The 15,052-nt window shown below is 50.5% G+C and carries 14 protein-coding genes and 1 tRNA gene; 8 read left to right on the forward strand and 7 right to left on the reverse strand.

Going from position 1 to position 15,052, the window contains the following annotated elements; translation table 11 throughout:
- Nucleotides 1-75: 75 nt before the first annotated feature.
- Nucleotides 76-1,533 (forward strand): magnesium transporter, encoded by a 1,458-nt coding sequence (gene mgtE / locus ACIDE9_RS05485; protein ID WP_194752785.1) that lies wholly within the window; start codon nucleotides 76-78, stop codon nucleotides 1,531-1,533.
- A gap of 7 nt (nucleotides 1,534-1,540) precedes the next feature.
- Nucleotides 1,541-2,839, forward strand: coding sequence for a mechanosensitive ion channel family protein (locus ACIDE9_RS05490; protein WP_194752786.1), 1,299 nt, complete (start codon nucleotides 1,541-1,543; stop codon nucleotides 2,837-2,839).
- Between the two features lie 75 nt (nucleotides 2,840-2,914).
- On the opposite strand, the gene rpmG is transcribed toward ACIDE9_RS05490, so the two are convergent.
- The 5 genes from rpmG to coaBC all read right to left on the reverse strand — a co-directional run bounded on the left by rpmG (nucleotide 2,915) and on the right by coaBC (nucleotide 7,459).
- Nucleotides 2,915-3,070: a 50S ribosomal protein L33 gene (rpmG, locus tag ACIDE9_RS05495; RefSeq protein ID WP_013441158.1), complete on the reverse strand. Its 156-nt coding sequence runs from the start codon at nucleotides 3,068-3,070 to the stop codon at nucleotides 2,915-2,917.
- A 32-nt stretch (nucleotides 3,071-3,102) separates the two neighbouring features.
- A complete protein-coding gene (gene rpmB, locus ACIDE9_RS05500; RefSeq protein ID WP_018986249.1) occupies nucleotides 3,103-3,339 on the reverse strand; it encodes a 50S ribosomal protein L28 in 237 nt (78 codons plus the stop codon).
- Nucleotides 3,340-3,434: 95 nt separating this feature from the next.
- Nucleotides 3,435-3,887, reverse strand: coding sequence for a dUTP diphosphatase (gene dut / locus ACIDE9_RS05505; protein WP_019881252.1), 453 nt, complete (start codon nucleotides 3,885-3,887; stop codon nucleotides 3,435-3,437).
- 121 nt (nucleotides 3,888-4,008) lie between these two features.
- Nucleotides 4,009-6,162, reverse strand: a complete 2,154-nt coding sequence (locus tag ACIDE9_RS05510) for a TonB-dependent receptor family protein (RefSeq protein ID WP_411993331.1) — start codon at nucleotides 6,160-6,162, stop codon at nucleotides 4,009-4,011.
- A gap of 106 nt (nucleotides 6,163-6,268) precedes the next feature.
- Complete coding sequence (gene coaBC, locus ACIDE9_RS05515; protein WP_411993333.1) at nucleotides 6,269-7,459, reverse strand: bifunctional phosphopantothenoylcysteine decarboxylase/phosphopantothenate--cysteine ligase CoaBC; 1,191 nt, start codon at nucleotides 7,457-7,459, stop codon at nucleotides 6,269-6,271.
- A 100-nt stretch (nucleotides 7,460-7,559) separates the two neighbouring features.
- Between coaBC and ACIDE9_RS05520 the strand changes: the two genes are divergently transcribed.
- Nucleotides 7,560-8,327, forward strand: coding sequence for a hypothetical protein (locus ACIDE9_RS05520; protein WP_411993335.1), 768 nt, complete (start codon nucleotides 7,560-7,562; stop codon nucleotides 8,325-8,327).
- A gap of 12 nt (nucleotides 8,328-8,339) precedes the next feature.
- The gene (radC, locus tag ACIDE9_RS05525) at nucleotides 8,340-9,014 is read left to right on the forward strand and encodes a RadC family protein (protein ID WP_411993337.1); all 675 of its coding nucleotides are present in this window, start codon (nucleotides 8,340-8,342) and stop codon (nucleotides 9,012-9,014) included.
- 18 nt (nucleotides 9,015-9,032) lie between these two features.
- Here the strand turns inward: radC and ACIDE9_RS05530 are convergent.
- A tRNA-Val gene (locus tag ACIDE9_RS05530) sits at nucleotides 9,033-9,108 on the reverse strand.
- 112 nt (nucleotides 9,109-9,220) lie between these two features.
- Nucleotides 9,221-9,433, reverse strand: coding sequence for an ANTAR domain-containing protein (locus tag ACIDE9_RS05535; protein WP_194752792.1), 213 nt, complete (start codon nucleotides 9,431-9,433; stop codon nucleotides 9,221-9,223).
- A 281-nt stretch (nucleotides 9,434-9,714) separates the two neighbouring features.
- Between ACIDE9_RS05535 and ACIDE9_RS05540 the strand changes: the two genes are divergently transcribed.
- From ACIDE9_RS05540 to ACIDE9_RS05555, 4 genes are all read left to right on the forward strand, one after another.
- The gene (locus ACIDE9_RS05540; RefSeq protein ID WP_411993340.1) at nucleotides 9,715-11,766 is read left to right on the forward strand and encodes a carbon starvation CstA family protein; all 2,052 of its coding nucleotides are present in this window, start codon (nucleotides 9,715-9,717) and stop codon (nucleotides 11,764-11,766) included.
- 10 nt (nucleotides 11,767-11,776) lie between these two features.
- Nucleotides 11,777-11,971: a YbdD/YjiX family protein gene (locus ACIDE9_RS05545; protein ID WP_411993342.1), complete on the forward strand. Its 195-nt coding sequence runs from the start codon at nucleotides 11,777-11,779 to the stop codon at nucleotides 11,969-11,971.
- A 107-nt stretch (nucleotides 11,972-12,078) separates the two neighbouring features.
- Nucleotides 12,079-13,935 (forward strand): dihydroxy-acid dehydratase, encoded by a 1,857-nt coding sequence (gene ilvD, locus ACIDE9_RS05550; protein WP_411993344.1) that lies wholly within the window; start codon nucleotides 12,079-12,081, stop codon nucleotides 13,933-13,935.
- Nucleotides 13,935-14,870, forward strand: a complete 936-nt coding sequence (locus tag ACIDE9_RS05555; protein WP_194752797.1) for a D-hexose-6-phosphate mutarotase — start codon at nucleotides 13,935-13,937, stop codon at nucleotides 14,868-14,870. The genes ilvD and ACIDE9_RS05555 overlap by 1 nt, the downstream gene beginning before the upstream one ends.
- Nucleotides 14,871-15,052: the final 182 nt, after the last annotated feature.

Below are 15,052 nucleotides of genomic sequence, written 5' to 3' on the forward strand. Positions count from 1 at the left end.
AACTCTAGGTAGTGTCATCAACGCTTTGTACAATGATACCTGCAAAAATAACGCCTGCTCAACATTGGATAATGCATGACAGAAATTCACGAACAAGATGAGAAAGTCACCGAAGGCAAGGAAAGCCTGAGCGAGACTTTGCAACAGGTGATCCACTTGCTGGATAAGCACAAGCTGGTTGAGCATGTCGTGCATAGGCAGGATATGCCTAAGCATGACCTGGTCGAGAGCCTGGTTCACAAACAAAACTTGAGTATTCTGCAGCACAAGCTGGATCAGTTACACCCGGCGGACGTGGCCTACATCTTGGAATCCTTGCCATTAGACGATCGTTTAATGGTATGGGATCTGGTGAAGGCTGATCGTGATGGCGAGATTCTGCTGGAAGCGTCGGATGCGGTTCGTCAAACCCTGATCGCGGACATGGATAGTGACGAGTTGCTGGCCGCTGCCGAGCAATTGGACACTGATGAGCTGGCTGACCTGGCGCCAGACTTGCCGAAAGATGTATTGCAGGACTTGTTATACAGCCTGGATACGCAGCATCGTGAGCGCTTGCAATCGGCATTGTCTTATCCGGACGATACCGTAGGTTCGATTATGGACTTTGATATTGTGACCATTCGTGACGATATCACGTTGGAAGTGGTGTTGCGTTACTTGCGTCGTTTGCCTAAATTCCCCGACCATACTGACAAGTTGTTCGTGATTAACCGTGATGACATTTTGCAAGGTGTGTTGCCACTCAAGCGTATTATCCTCAACGATCCTGAGACTAAAGTCGGCGATATTATGTCGACAGATGCTGTTGTGTTTCATCCGGAAGATATGGCTGACCAGGCGGCGATGGCGTTTGAGCGGTATGACCTGGTGACTGCGCCGGTGGTCGATAATAATCGCAAGCTGGTGGGGCGGATTACGGTCGATACCGTCATGGATATTATCCGTGAAGAGGCCGAGGCTGACATGTTGTCTCTGGCCGGTCTGCGCGAAGAGGAAGACTTCTTTGCCTCGATCTGGAAGTCTGTGCAAAACCGCTGGGCCTGGCTGGCAATTAACCTGGTCACCGCGCTGGTTGCGTCCCGTGTGATTGGTTTATTCGAGGGCAGTATCGAGAAGATTGTGGCGCTGGCAGCCTTGATGCCGATTGTGGCCGGTATTGGCGGCAACTCCGGCAATCAGACCACGACCATGATTGTACGCGGCTTGGCCTTGGGCCAAATCTCTGGCTATCACATGAAGTCTCTGTTGCAGAAAGAGATGGGTGTGGCATTGCTCAATGGCTTGCTGTGGGGCAGTGTACTGGGGTTGATTGCTTTCTGGTTATACCATAGTGCTGCATTGGGGCTGGTGATGATGGCCGCGATGACGCTGAATCTGCTATTGGCTGCGATTATTGGTGTGACCATCCCATTGGTGATGAATAAGTTAGACCGCGATCCGGCGGTAGGCTCCAGTGTGCTGATTACGGCCATGACCGATAGTGGTGGCTTCTTAATTTTCCTTGGACTGGCCACAATCTTTTTGTTGTAAATAATCAATGATGGATAACGATATTAATATTCTCTGGAAAGAAATTGTTCAGGATCTGAGCACCGTCTCTGCCTTGTGGCAGCTGTTTGTATTTGCTTTGATTCTGGGTGTCAGTGGTTTGCTGAATCTGCATCTGCGCAAGCAAATTGCAGCAGGCAAAGTGAACACTGTTTACAAAATGCTGCTGGGAGGGATTGAGCGCCTGTTTTTTCCCTTTGTCGCTTTTCTGTTGCTGGTGGTTGCACGTTATTCGCTTGAAAGCTTTATGCATGTCGGTTTGTTGCGACTCGCGGCGCGCATGTTGCTGGCCATGGTGATTATCCGTAGCCTGGTCTATGTGTTGCGTTACGTATTCTCGCCCAGTGCCTGGTTGCACTCGTTTGAGCGCGTCATCGCATGGTGCGTATGGGTCGTGGTGGCGTTGCATATCAGCGGCTTCCTCGATCCGGCCCTGCAGATTCTGGAAGATGTGCAATTCAGCGTTGGCAAGCAAAAGTTGAATCTGTTATTACTGATTCAGGGCGGGCTCACCATTGTGATCACCATGTTGGTCGCTTTGTGGTTAAGTCGCATGATAGAGCTGCGGCTGATGGCCTCGGAAAATATTAATAGTAACTGGCGTGTCATTATGGTCAAGCTGGTGCGCATGGTGGCCATTGTCATCGCATTGCTGATGTCGATGGCCGCTGTCGGCATTGATGTCACCATGCTGTCGGTATTTGGTGGTGCGCTTGGTGTAGGGCTTGGCTTTGGTTTGCAGAAGATCGCCAGCAACTATGTGAGTGGTTTTATTATCCTTATGGATAAGTCGCTGCATATGGGCGATATTGTGACGATTCGCGGTTACTATGGCATCGTCAAAGAGTTGCGTTCGCGTTATATCGTTTTACGCAAGCTGGATGGAACTGAATTCATCATTCCTAACGAAACGATGATCACGGATGTGGTGATTAATCATACTTCTGCAGCCCATAAAGCGAAGGTGCCTGTTTTAGTCCAAATCTCTTATGAAAGTGATCTGGATTTGGCCATCAAGCTATTGCAAGAGATTGGTCGGTCACATGAGCGTACACTCAGGGATGAAGCTGCTGTGGAGGTGATTATTAAATCATTCGGCCAGAATGGCATTGATTTACAGTTGGCGGTAGGGGTGCTTAATCCAGAGGAGGCGACCGCCAAGCTGCAGAGTGAGGTCTATTACGAGATTTGGCAGCGCTTTAAAGCGAATAATATTCAGATCCCATACCCACAGCAGGATGTGCGTATTATTTCCGGTCAGGCAGCTTTAAATCTGGCTTCAGAGTAATGAGAAGGTTGGTGTAGCGACCAAAATAAAAAAGCCTGCGATTGCAGGCTTTTTTATTAATGCTGGAAACTGAAATTATTTCAATTTAGTTTCTTTGTACATCACATGCTTACGAGCAACTGGGTCAAATTTCTTGATCTCCATTTTCTCAGGCATAGTACGTTTGTTTTTTGTGGTGGTATAGAAATGACCTGTACCAGCACTGGATTCCAATTTGATTTTTTCACGCATGATATTGTCCTTTTATCGACTAATGTCGCGAGTTAGATTTTTTCGCCAGCAGCGCGCAAATCAGCTAACACAGCGTCGATACCATTTTTGTCGATCGTACGCAAAGCGGCGTTAGTGATGCGCAGGCTTACCCAGCGGTTTTCGCTCTCAACCCAAAACTTACGGTTTTGCAAGTTAGGCAAGAAACGACGTCTTGTTTTGTTTTGTGCGTGAGAAACATTGTTGCCCACCATTGGTTTTTTACCGGTTACCTGACATACACGTGCCATGGTTATCTCCAAATACTTTTATCTTTTCAGAAAGAGCGAGATTATAGATTGAATCGGATACACAAATCAAGCGATTATTGTAATTTTTCAAACAATTAGTGCTTGCCCGTGCTGCCAAAGCCACCTTCGCCCCGTTCGCTGCTGGTGAATTCATCCACAATATGAAAATCTGCCTGTACCACAGGCACAATCACCATCTGCGCGACACGTTCCATCGGGTTTAGGATAAACGGCTCTTTGCTGCGGTTCCAGCAAGAAACGAGTAATTGTCCCTGATAGTCCGAATCAATCAGCCCCACCAGGTTGCCAAGCACGATGCCGTGCTTATGACCTAAGCCAGAGCGCGGCAGAATCATGGCGGCATAATAAGCATTGTCGATATGAATCGCCATGCCGGTTGGAATCATGATGGTCTCGCCCGGCTGTATGGTTTGTGTATGCTCAATACAGGCACGTAAATCCAGGCCAGCAGAGCCCGGTGTCGCATAGTTAGGCATCATGTGATGCAGGCGGGGGTCAAGAATCTTGAGGTCTACGGTAATCGACATGCTGCATACTCCAGAAAAATATTGCGCTATTAAACACGAAATATGGCCGAAAATCACTACGCGCGATAAGCAGCCATAATAAAAAAGCCAGCGGAGGCTGGCTTTTTTATTAATGCAAAGATTAGAACTTGTATTGCGCGCTCAGGCCAAGCAAATAGTTGCGGCCAGCGGCAGGTTCGAAGAAGCGCAAATTGGCGTCATTGACGCGGATTGCGCCGATGTATTCACGATCGAACATATTTTCTATGCGGATATACTCTCTGAATGACCAGTGTGAGAGTGTTTGCTCAAAGCCTGCACGCATGTTGAATATCGTATATGACGATGCGCTATCAGAGTTGAGGTCGTCAACATACACTTTGCTGTTATAACGGCCTTCCAAAGCGCTATAGAAACCAAGTGGCGCATACTTCCAAGCAACTTCACCATAAAGTTGGTTGCGATAGGTGCCTGGAATTTTATTGCCGGACTCCACGGTTCTGGTTGCGCCGGAGGAGGTGATGTAACTAAAGTCAGAGTCAAACTCTGCATCCAGGACGCTGTAAGACAGGTAGGTTGAAATATTGTTATCAAACTGGCTGTTCAGTGATAGCTCCACACCCTTGCGTTTAGTTTGTTTGGCGTTACCGTAGATGCTTCTGTTGGCAGCGCTAGTTTCGCGCAATACGATTTCATCATCAGTATCAATTTTAAACACACTGATTGTTGCCAGAGTGTCATCATTTAAATACGCCTTGGCACCCACCTCATAGTTCTGGCTTTTGCTGGACTTTAAATTAAGATTAGGCGCGCCATTCGTGGTTGCGTCGTAGGCGGCTTCAATAAATGTGGGTGTCTCAAAACCTTTACCGTAGTTCGCATATAAGTTAAAGGTAGGGGTAACTTTCCATACAATGCCCGCAACAGGATTGGTTTTTTCGTAGGAAACATTGCCGCTATTGTTACCATTGTTACCAGTCCCAGTCAGAAAACGGTCTTTAACCTCCAGATTAACTTTTGTTCGTCTCAAGCCCGCGTGGATATCAATGGATTCTGTAGCTGAAAGCATGCCTTGAACATAGCGATCATAGTTCGTTGAGATGTTGTCTTCATCTCTATTTAAGGCATTGTTCGCGTTGTTTGCAACCGAAGTACTTCTTTTGACGCCGCCATCTGTATTGATATCCAAGCGGGTGTCGGTTGACTTTCCGTAATTCGCACCGATGTAGAAGTTATATTTCTTGCCAAACACTTCACCATGATTGTTCCAGCGCAAGTCTGTGCCCCAGAATTCGCGTGAAATTTGGCTAGCACGGCCTACACTAGTCGTTGCGCTGGTCGAGAGGTACTGCAGATTCTCTCTGGTGCCTACGTAGTTTACAAAGTTAATTGAGTTGTTTTCATTAAAGGCATGCTCCAAGTTAAAGCCAACTTGGGTATGGCTGCGGCTCACTCTGGTGTCTGCGCGTAATGCACTGTTGGGCACAGCCTTGGGATTGTTGAATACGGATGGATCATTAGCGGTCGCGACACGAGGTAATCCAAGTGGATCTTGAGCGTCTTGCTGGAACCAGTTAACCAGCGTGGTCAGTTTGGTGTCTTCTGTAATATTAAATTTGAATTTTGCCGTCGCCATTTGCTTGTCGCTAGTGCTATGGTTGCGGTATCCATCCGAGCTGAAGTTCGAAATATTGAGCATGTATTCCATACCTTCATATTGACCAGCAGCTTCCATGATTTCACGTTTAGTATCGTAACTGCCAAACATGGTGGTCGCCCCTAATGTAGGTGTTGCAGGCGCATTTCTTGTGAACATTTGAATCACACCGCCGGACGAGTTGCCGTACAGGGACGAGAACGGGCCACGCATCACTTCTATGCTTTTAATCGATGACAAATCGACAACGCCCGGTTGGCCTTGGCCATCGGGCATGGTGAGAGGAATGCCGTCGACATAGACGCGTACACCGCGCACACCAAAAGATGAGCGTGAGCCGAAGCCGCGGCTGGAAATTTGCGGGTCCTGTGCTTGTTGGGTACGGTTTTGTGCCGTGATGCCAGGTACGCGAATCAGGCTTTCGGACAAGTTCATTTGCAGTTGGCCGTCTTTGATATTTTTTTGCTCAACCACATCAATGGCGACAGGCAAGTCGAAGCTGTTTTGTGCCTGGCGGGTCGCGGTGACAACTACCGGCGAAAGGGTGAGTGTTTGTTCTTCATCCGCCATGGCTTGCGACGGGTTGGCAAAGGCAGCAGAAAGGGCGATGTATAAGGGCGTAAAACGAGGTGCGCGCATTGTAATTCTCAGTGCTAAAAATAGACTGCGCGATTGTAAGCTGAGTGTAAGCTTGGGCGGCTCAGTATTTTCATGAAAATACTGAGAGTGACCGATTTAATTGGCGTTAATCAAATTGGCTTTTAAGGTGCGTTAAGAGTTTGAATGCAATGTTAATTTTATCGTCGCTGTCGAATGCATATTCACCAGATGCGTCTATGATGGTGACTGCATTTTGATCACTGCCCATGGCACTATTGGCGTGATTGGCCACGATCATGGGGATGCGTTTTGCCAGTCTTTTTTGCTTGGCATAATCAAGCACTTGTTCTGTTTCTGCTGCGAAGCCGACGCAATAGGGTGGGTTGGGTAAAGAGGCGACATCCGCCAGAATATCTTTGTTCTTTATGAGGTTCACCGTAAGTGTTTCCTCACTTTTTTTGATCTTTTGCTCAGCAGAAACATCCGGTCTGTAGTCAGCAACGGCAGCGACACCTATAAATATGTCCTGGCTGGCAATATGTTGCATCACTGTTTGGTACATGTCCTGCGCGCTGCTGGCAAAGTAGGCGTGGCTGGTTGCCGGGCGCGTGGCGCTGGCGTGGCCGTGCACCAGGGTGACTTCTGCGCCCATGCGCATGGCGACCTGCGCCAGGGCATAGCCCATTTTTCCGCTGCTCAGGTTGGTGAGGCCGCGTACCGGGTCCAGTTTTTCCAGTGTGGCACCCGCCGTGATCATGATTTTTTTGCCTGCTAACAGCTTGGGCGTACAAAAGCTGTTTAACGCTTCCAGCAAGTCTTCTGGTTCCAGCATCCGGCCTTGGCCCACCTCACCGCAAGCCTGCTCGCCGCTATCGGGGCCTAATGTGGTGATGCCGTCCTGTTGCAATTGCACGATGTTACGCTGTGTCGCCGGGTTCTCCCACATTTGCCGGTTCATTGCTGGTGCGACCAGTAGTGGGCACTCACGTGCAAGGCATAATGTGGAGAGCAAGTCGTTGGCAAAACCATGTGCCAGTTTGGCGATAAAGTCTGCACTGGCAGGCGCCACTAAAATCGCATCCGCTTTGCGGCTGAGCTCTATGTGTGGCATGCCGTTGGGAATACGCTGATCCCAGCTATCGACAAACACCGGGTTGCCGGACAGCGCCTGTAATGTTGTGGGGGTGATGAAGTGGGTCGCGGCTTCTGTCATCACCACTTGTACGCTATGGCCTTGTTTGACCAGTAAGCGAACCAGTTCTGCCGTCTTGTAGGCGGCAATGCCGCCAGTCACGCCTAGCAGTAGATGACGAGAATGTGAGTGCGTTGGAATCATGGCTGCATTTTAACTGTAAAGCGTCTGCAATTGCCATTTCTCGGCTATGTGGCATTTTCTTTAAAAATGTTAACATTGAGTCATCAATGAGGTGGGGCGCATGATAAAGTTAGTCAGGATTCTTTTCTGGGTGGTTGTGGTGCTGACTGCATTGATGCAGCTGTGGCAAGAGTATCAAACCCTGCAATGGCGCAAGCCCTTGAATGTGGCGGTGTACCCGATCAATGCCGATGGTACGCCTGTGGTGGATGCCTATATTGCCAGTTTGCGTGAGCAGGATTTCGACATGATTGCGCAGTTTTTCTCGCGCGAAGCCTTGAAATACCATCTGCCTTTGCGTCGCCCGGTGACAATTTACTTGGGCCCTGAAGTTCACGATATCCCGCCTGCGCCGCCAGCGGTCAATGGCCAGTTACTGGATATTATCCTGTGGAGCCTCAAGTTCAGGTGGTTTAGCTGGGGTCATCAGCCGGAGGTCGGTGTGCCTGTTGATATCAAGCTGTATCTGTTGTATCACGACCCATCCCAACATCGCCGTTTATTACATTCCACCGCTTTGCACAAAGGCCGGATTGGCCGTGTGAATCTGTTTGCTGAAAACAGTCAGCATGCCACCAATGCCGTCATTATCAGCCATGAATTGCTGCATACCCTGAGCGCTTCTGATAAATATGACTTGAGCACAAGCCTGCCTGTGTTCCCGCAAGGATATGCCGAGCCTTATGCACAACCGCTTTATCCTCAGGCTATGGCCGAAGTGATGGCAGGCAAGGTGCCGCAAACCGCACAAAAAGCGAGCATGGCCAAAGACCTGGACGCCGTGGTGATTGGTAGGCCAACCGCGCGTGAAATTGGCTGGTCAAAGTAAACGGGAGGCGCGATGGCAATCACCGATTGGCCGGAACAGGAACGACCACGCGAGAAGCTGTTGCGTGCGGGTGCTGCGGCACTGTCTGATGCAGAGTTGCTGGCCATTTTTCTGCGTGTTGGCATGGCAGGCAAAACCGCTGTGGACCTGGCGCGTGATCTGTTACAGCATTTTCAAAGCCTGAATGGTGTGTTTTCGGCAGACGTTCAGCAGATGACGGCGGTGCCAGGCATGGGCGAGAGCAAATACTGCCAGCTGCAGGCGGTGCTTGAGATGAGCAAGCGTGCGCTGGGTGAAACTTTGCAGCAAAAAGATAGTTTTCGCTCACCCGGTCAAGTCAAAGACTATTTGCAGTTGCAATTGGCGCACCTGCAACGTGAGGTGTTTGGCATTATGTTTCTGGATGCGCAGAATCGCCTGATTGCTTATGAAACTTTGTTTGAAGGCAGTTTGATGCAAACCAGTGTCTATCCGCGAGAGGTTGTGAAGCGCGCGCTGGCCTTAAACGCCGCGGCCCTGATCTTGAGTCACAACCATCCTGGAGGCGTGGCGGTGCCCAGTCGTGCCGATGAGCAATTGACCATCAGTTTGAAAGACGCTTTAAACCTAGTGGATATCAAGGTGCTGGATCACATTATTGTGGCCAAGCAGGAAACGTTTTCGTTTAGTGAGCGGGGATTGATTTGAGATGTGCAGGCAGGGAGGTGGTGGGTGCTAACGGGGTCGAACCGCTGACATTCGCCTTGTAAGGGCGACGCTCTACCAACTGAGCTAAGCACCCGTGCCTTGCAACGAAGGGCGCATTATACCGAAACTCTTTTTTCCTGCAAGAGCCTGTTAATAAATTGTTTGTGTACGGGAAGTGGTTTGCGTGCGGGCTCTGATGGTTTTTGTTAAACCGTCAATCGTTTGGTGATGTTGATTAATTGCAGTGAAATGTCGGCCATGCCTGTTTTACGCTTGTCTGCCATCTCGGACAATAAAGAATACGCTTGTTCTTCACTCAGGTCGCGCTGGTGCATCAAAATCTCTTTGGCAGAGTCGACCAGTTTCTGGTCTTCTGTACTCAGGATGATGTGCGGTCTGGGGAAAGCTGAAGCTGACATGTTGGGGGCTGCGGGTCTCATTGCTTAATCATGGAAAAAAGTCCTATTACGGTTTAGCAATCTGCATGCCAATTGGTGAGTTTTTGTTAATGTAATGATTTTAAACAATAATTCTCCTGATTTGGATGGTGGTGTACGCGTGAACTTGGTGATGTTTGTGCACCACAGCAGTGCCATTGCACCACAGCAACAGATGTTAGCAGGCAATGCTGTTTTTGCGCACGGAGAGCCTTTTTGTTACAGTGCAAATCATTAAAAAAACAGGAAAGAATTCCATCATTATGAAAGCTTTTTGGAGTCGTGCAGGCTGGGCCGGTTTGGCCTTGTTGGGGGCAGCTGCGCTGGCGCATGTGGCCATGGCGCGCGGGGAGACATTAAATGCACTGTGGCTGATTACAGCCGCGGTGTGTGTGTATTTGATCGCTTATCGCTTTTACTCGGCCTGGATTGCCGCCAATGTGCTCGCTATTGATGCCACGCGGGCGACACCAGCGGAGCGCTTAAACAATGGGCGCGATTATGTGCCGACCAATCGCTGGGTGGTGTTTGGTCACCATTTTGCCGCGATTGCCGGGCCCGGGCCATTGGTCGGGCCAACCCTGGCGGCGCAATTTGGTTATTTGCCGGGCACTTTGTGGATATTGATCGGTGCGGTACTGGGCGGCGCCGTGCAAGATATGGTCACATTGTTTTTGTCTACCCGCCGCAATGGCCGCAGCCTGGGGCAGATGGCGCGTGACGAAATTGGCGCCATTGGTGGCACGGCGGCCATGATAGGCACTTTCCTGATCATGATTATCCTGATCGCTGTGCTTGGCCTGGTCGTGGTGAATGCCATGAAGCATAGTCCGTGGGGGACTTCCACCGTGGCGGCTACGATTCCGATTGCCATGCTGGTCGGCGTGTATATGCGCTACCTGCGTCCTGGTCGCGTGCTTGAGGCCTCATTGCTGGGTGTGATTTTATTGCTGGCATCAGTGGTCTTTGGTGGTTGGGTAGATCACCACCCTGTGCTTGGTGCACTGTTTGATCATGAAGGTTTGCCACTGGCATTTGGTGTGATCGTCTATGGTTTTGCCGCGGCGGTCTTGCCAGTCTGGTTGTTGCTGGCACCGCGTGATTATTTGTCCACATTCATGAAACTGGGTACGGTATTGATGCTGGCGATTGCGATTTTATGGTTGCGCCCGGAAATCCATATGCCTGCTATCACGCCTTTTATTGATGGCACCGGCCCGATTTTTGGCGGCAAACTCTTCCCGTTCGTGTTTATCACCATTGCCTGTGGCGCCATTTCTGGTTTTCATGCCTTGATCGCCAGCGGCACGACGCCAAAATTGATTACCAGTGAAGGTGATATCCGTATGATCGGCTATGGCGCCATGTTGCTGGAAAGCTTTGTCGCGATCATGGCTATGATCGCCGCCACTGTGCTGGAGCCTGGCGTCTATTTCGCCATTAACAGTCCGGCCGGGGTAGTAGGTAAAGAAGCGCTGGATGCCGTGAATGCCATCAGTAGCTGGGGTTATCAGGTGACCGTGGAACAGATGCAACACTTAGCCAGTGCCATGGGCGAAAGTACCTTGTTTGCCCGCACGGGTGGCGCACCCAGCCTTGCCGTCGGCATGGCCAGTATTCTGGGGACGGTGTTTGGTGAGCATTTGCTGGCATTGTGGTATCACTTTGCCATTATGTTCGAAGCGATTTTTATCCTCACCACATTGGATGCTGGTACGCGTGTGGGTCGCTTTATGCTGCAGGATATGTTGGGTAACCTGCATCCCAAGCTGGGTGAGACCTCTTACACGCCTTCTGTGATTCTTACCAGTGCACTGGTGGTAGCTGGCTGGGGCTATTTCCTTTATATCGGCGTGATTGACCCGAACGGTGGCGTCAATATCCTGTGGCCCTTGTTTGGCATTGCCAACCAGATGCTGGCTGCGATTGCACTCTCCGTTGCGACCGGTGTATTGATTAAATCAGGTAAAGTAAGCAAGGCATGGATCACTGGTTTGCCATTGATCTGGCTACTGGCAATCACCACGACGGCGGCCTATGAAAAAGTCTTCAGTAGTGACATCCGCGTAGGCTTTTTTGCCGCCGCCAATGATTTGTCGCAAAAATTGGCGAGTGGCGTATTGCCACCAGAAAAAGCGGCCGTGGCGCCACAATTAATTTTTAACCAGCAATTGGATGCCTGGTTAACGTTATTTTTCGTGTCCATGCTGTGGGTCGTGGTGCTGGATGTGGCCAGAATGAGCTGCCGTTATTTTGCCGGGCAGCCAGTCAGGCCGTCGAGCGAGGCCGCTTATGTTGCCTCGCGCTTGGTGTAAGGAGAGGCAAATGCGTGCTTATTGGTTAAAGCAGGCCTGGCAGCGGGTGCGCCAGCTATCCGGCGATGATGCTTATGAACGTTACCTGGCGCATTATGCAGACGTGCACGCCGGGCAGCCAGAAGCACACGCGCCGCTTTCACGCGCCGATTTTTTTAAACAGTGGCAAGACCAAAAGTGGACGGGTGTGAAGCGCTGCTGTTAGATAATCGCTCCTTAAAGGTTGCCTGAATGTAACAAACCTGTTTCAGGCGCGCATGCGGCTGCGGATTCAGTTAAAATAATATTTTAACGACAATCCTAGTATTTCTCATGCCTAAATACCGTTCTCACACGACCACGCAAGGTCGTAACATGGCTGGTGCTCGCGCGTTGTGGCGTGCCACCGGTATGAAAGATGAAGACTTCTCCAAACCGATTATTGCGGTGGCTAACTCCTTTACGCAATTTGTGCCGGGTCATGTCCATTTGAAGGATATGGGCCAACTGGTCGCCCGTGAAATTGAGAAGGCGGGCGGGGTTGCTAAAGAGTTTAATACCATTGCCGTGGATGACGGTATTGCCATGGGCCATAGCGGCATGCTGTATAGCTTGCCGAGCCGTGACCTGATTGCAGACAGCGTGGAATACATGGTCAATGCCCACTGTGCCGATGCGCTGGTGTGTATTTCCAACTGTGACAAAATTACCCCGGGTATGCTGATGGCCGCCTTGCGCCTGAATATTCCTGTGGTGTTCGTGTCTGGCGGCCCGATGGAAGCCGGTAAAGTGAACTGGCAAGGCAATGTGCGCAAGCTGGACCTGGTGGATGCCATGGTAGAAGCGGCTGATAGCCATGTCAGCGATGCTGAAGTGGCTGAGATCGAGCGCTCCGCCTGTCCTACCTGTGGTTCCTGTTCAGGTATGTTTACCGCTAACTCCATGAACTGCCTGACCGAGGCGCTGGGCTTAAGCTTGCCAGGTAACGGTTCTACGCTGGCGACGCATGCTGCGCGTAAGCAGTTGTTTTTGCAGGCAGGCCGCCTGATTGTGGAGCTGGCCAAGCGCCATTATGAGCAAGATGATTACAGCGTATTGCCGCGTAGCATTGCGACCATGCAGGCATTTGAAAATGCCATGAGTCTGGATGTGGCCATGGGCGGTTCAACCAATACCGTGCTGCATTTGCTGGCCGCTGCGCATGAAGCGGGTGTGGATTTCACCATGAAAGACATAGACCGTATTTCACGCCAGGTGCCTTGTGTGTCTAAAGTTGCCCCGGCAACCAGCAAATATCATATGGAAGATGTGCATCGTGCCGGTGGTGTGATGGGCATTTTGGCGGAACTCAATCGTGCCGGTGTCATCCATACTGATGTGCCAACCGTTCATAGTCCTAGTATGGGCGATGCACTGGCAAAATGGGACATCATCACCACGCAAGATGAAGAAGTGAAAAAGTTTTTCCGTGCCGCGCCTGGTGGCGTTGCGACCACGATTGCCTTTAGTCAGAGTATGTTATGGCCTGAGCTGGATGATGACCGCGAAAATGGTTGCATCCGTAACAAAGCACATGCTTACTCACAGGATGGTGGTTTGGCAGTGCTCTACGGCAATATTGCACTGGATGGCTGTATTGTCAAAACGGCAGGCGTGGATGACAGCATTCTGAAGTTTAACGGTCGTGCCCGTGTGTTCGAGAGTCAGGATGCCGCAGTAGAAAGCATTTTGAATGATGAAATTGTGGCAGGTGATGTGGTGGTGATTCGTTATGAAGGTCCACGCGGCGGTCCTGGCATGCAAGAGATGCTGTACCCCACTTCGTACCTGAAGTCTAAAGGCTTGGGCAAAGCGTGTGCCTTGCTCACGGATGGCCGTTTTTCGGGCGGTACCTCGGGTTTGAGTATTGGCCATGCGTCGCCGGAAGCGGCTGAGGGTGGTGCGATTGGCCTGGTGCAAGAAGGCGATGCGATTGAGATTGATATCCCGAACCGGACGATACACCTGGTCATTAGTGACGAGGAAATGGCACATCGCCGTGGTCAGATGGATGCTAAAGGCAGGGATGCCTGGAAGCCATTGAACCGCGAACGTGTGGTTTCGCCAGCCTTGCGCGCCTACGCTGCCATGAGTACGAGTGCTGCTAAAGGTGCGGTGCGTGATGTAGCGCAGATTGAGAGAGGGAAGTAATGAGCGACGAATGTAGTCTCCTGGCCAAAAGCATGGAAATGACCAAGCGCATGACATTGCACGCGCATGTCACCCAGTGGCAGGACGAAAATGGTTTGCAGTACCTGGAAATTGATAACCCATTGGCGACTGGCAAGATTGCCTTGCAAGGCGCGCACGTCATGCAATGGCAACCCAAGTTCCTGGCCAATCCGGTATTGTGGCTCTCCAGCAATGCGCGTTATGTCAAAGGTCGTTCCATCCGTGGCGGTACGCCTATCTGCTGGCCATGGTTTGGTGCACATCCTACTGACAGCACGCTATGTCCGCACGGTTTTGCGCGTGTCATCCCTTGGCGAGTGATGGATATTGATGCGACGCCTACCGGTGCCACGCGCATTATTCTCGAAATGCAGCAAACCCCAGAAGCGCAGCGCCAACTATCTTATCCGTATGAACTGACGCTGACCATTACCATTGGTCGCCGTTTGCGCATCGATTTGGCCACCACCAACCTGGCTGAGCATCCGTTTGTGATCAGTGAAGCCTTCCACACCTACTTTAATGTCAGCGATTTATCGAACGTTAAAATCACTGGCATGCAAGACCTGGTCTACCTGGATAAGCTACTCAAGTACGAGCGCAACGTGGAGCACAACGCGCTGACATTTGACGGTAAAGAGTATGACCGTGTCTATGTGCATCACAGCTCTGATTGTGCCATTCATGATAGCGGCTTTAACCGTATTATCCATGTCTCCAAGTCTGGCAGTGATACCACCGTCGTGTGGAACCCGGGTGCTGAAAAAGCCGGTGCCATGGGCGATATGGGCGTGGGCGATGAATGGCGCAAAACTATTTGTGTGGAAACCACCAACGCCATGGACAACATGGTGGTGATTAACCCGGGACGTAAGCATGTCCTCAGTGCGGAATACTCGATCGAGACCTTGTAACGTTATTGTGACGCGTGTCAACCGTAGCGTTGCACGTGCGTTTTTAGCTTGTTGGCAAAACGCCAAACCGGTTGAAATTATGTGAATCACCGTTGGTTTTAACGGTTTTTCTATTGTAGATTTTGACTGGTCAGGTAATATGCCACATGCATGAGAATTGCATTACGGGGTTCTATTTGTTT

It is taken from the genome of Methylophilus sp. 'Pure River' (genome assembly GCF_046765995.1).
GTDB lineage: Bacteria > Pseudomonadota > Gammaproteobacteria > Burkholderiales > Methylophilaceae > Methylophilus.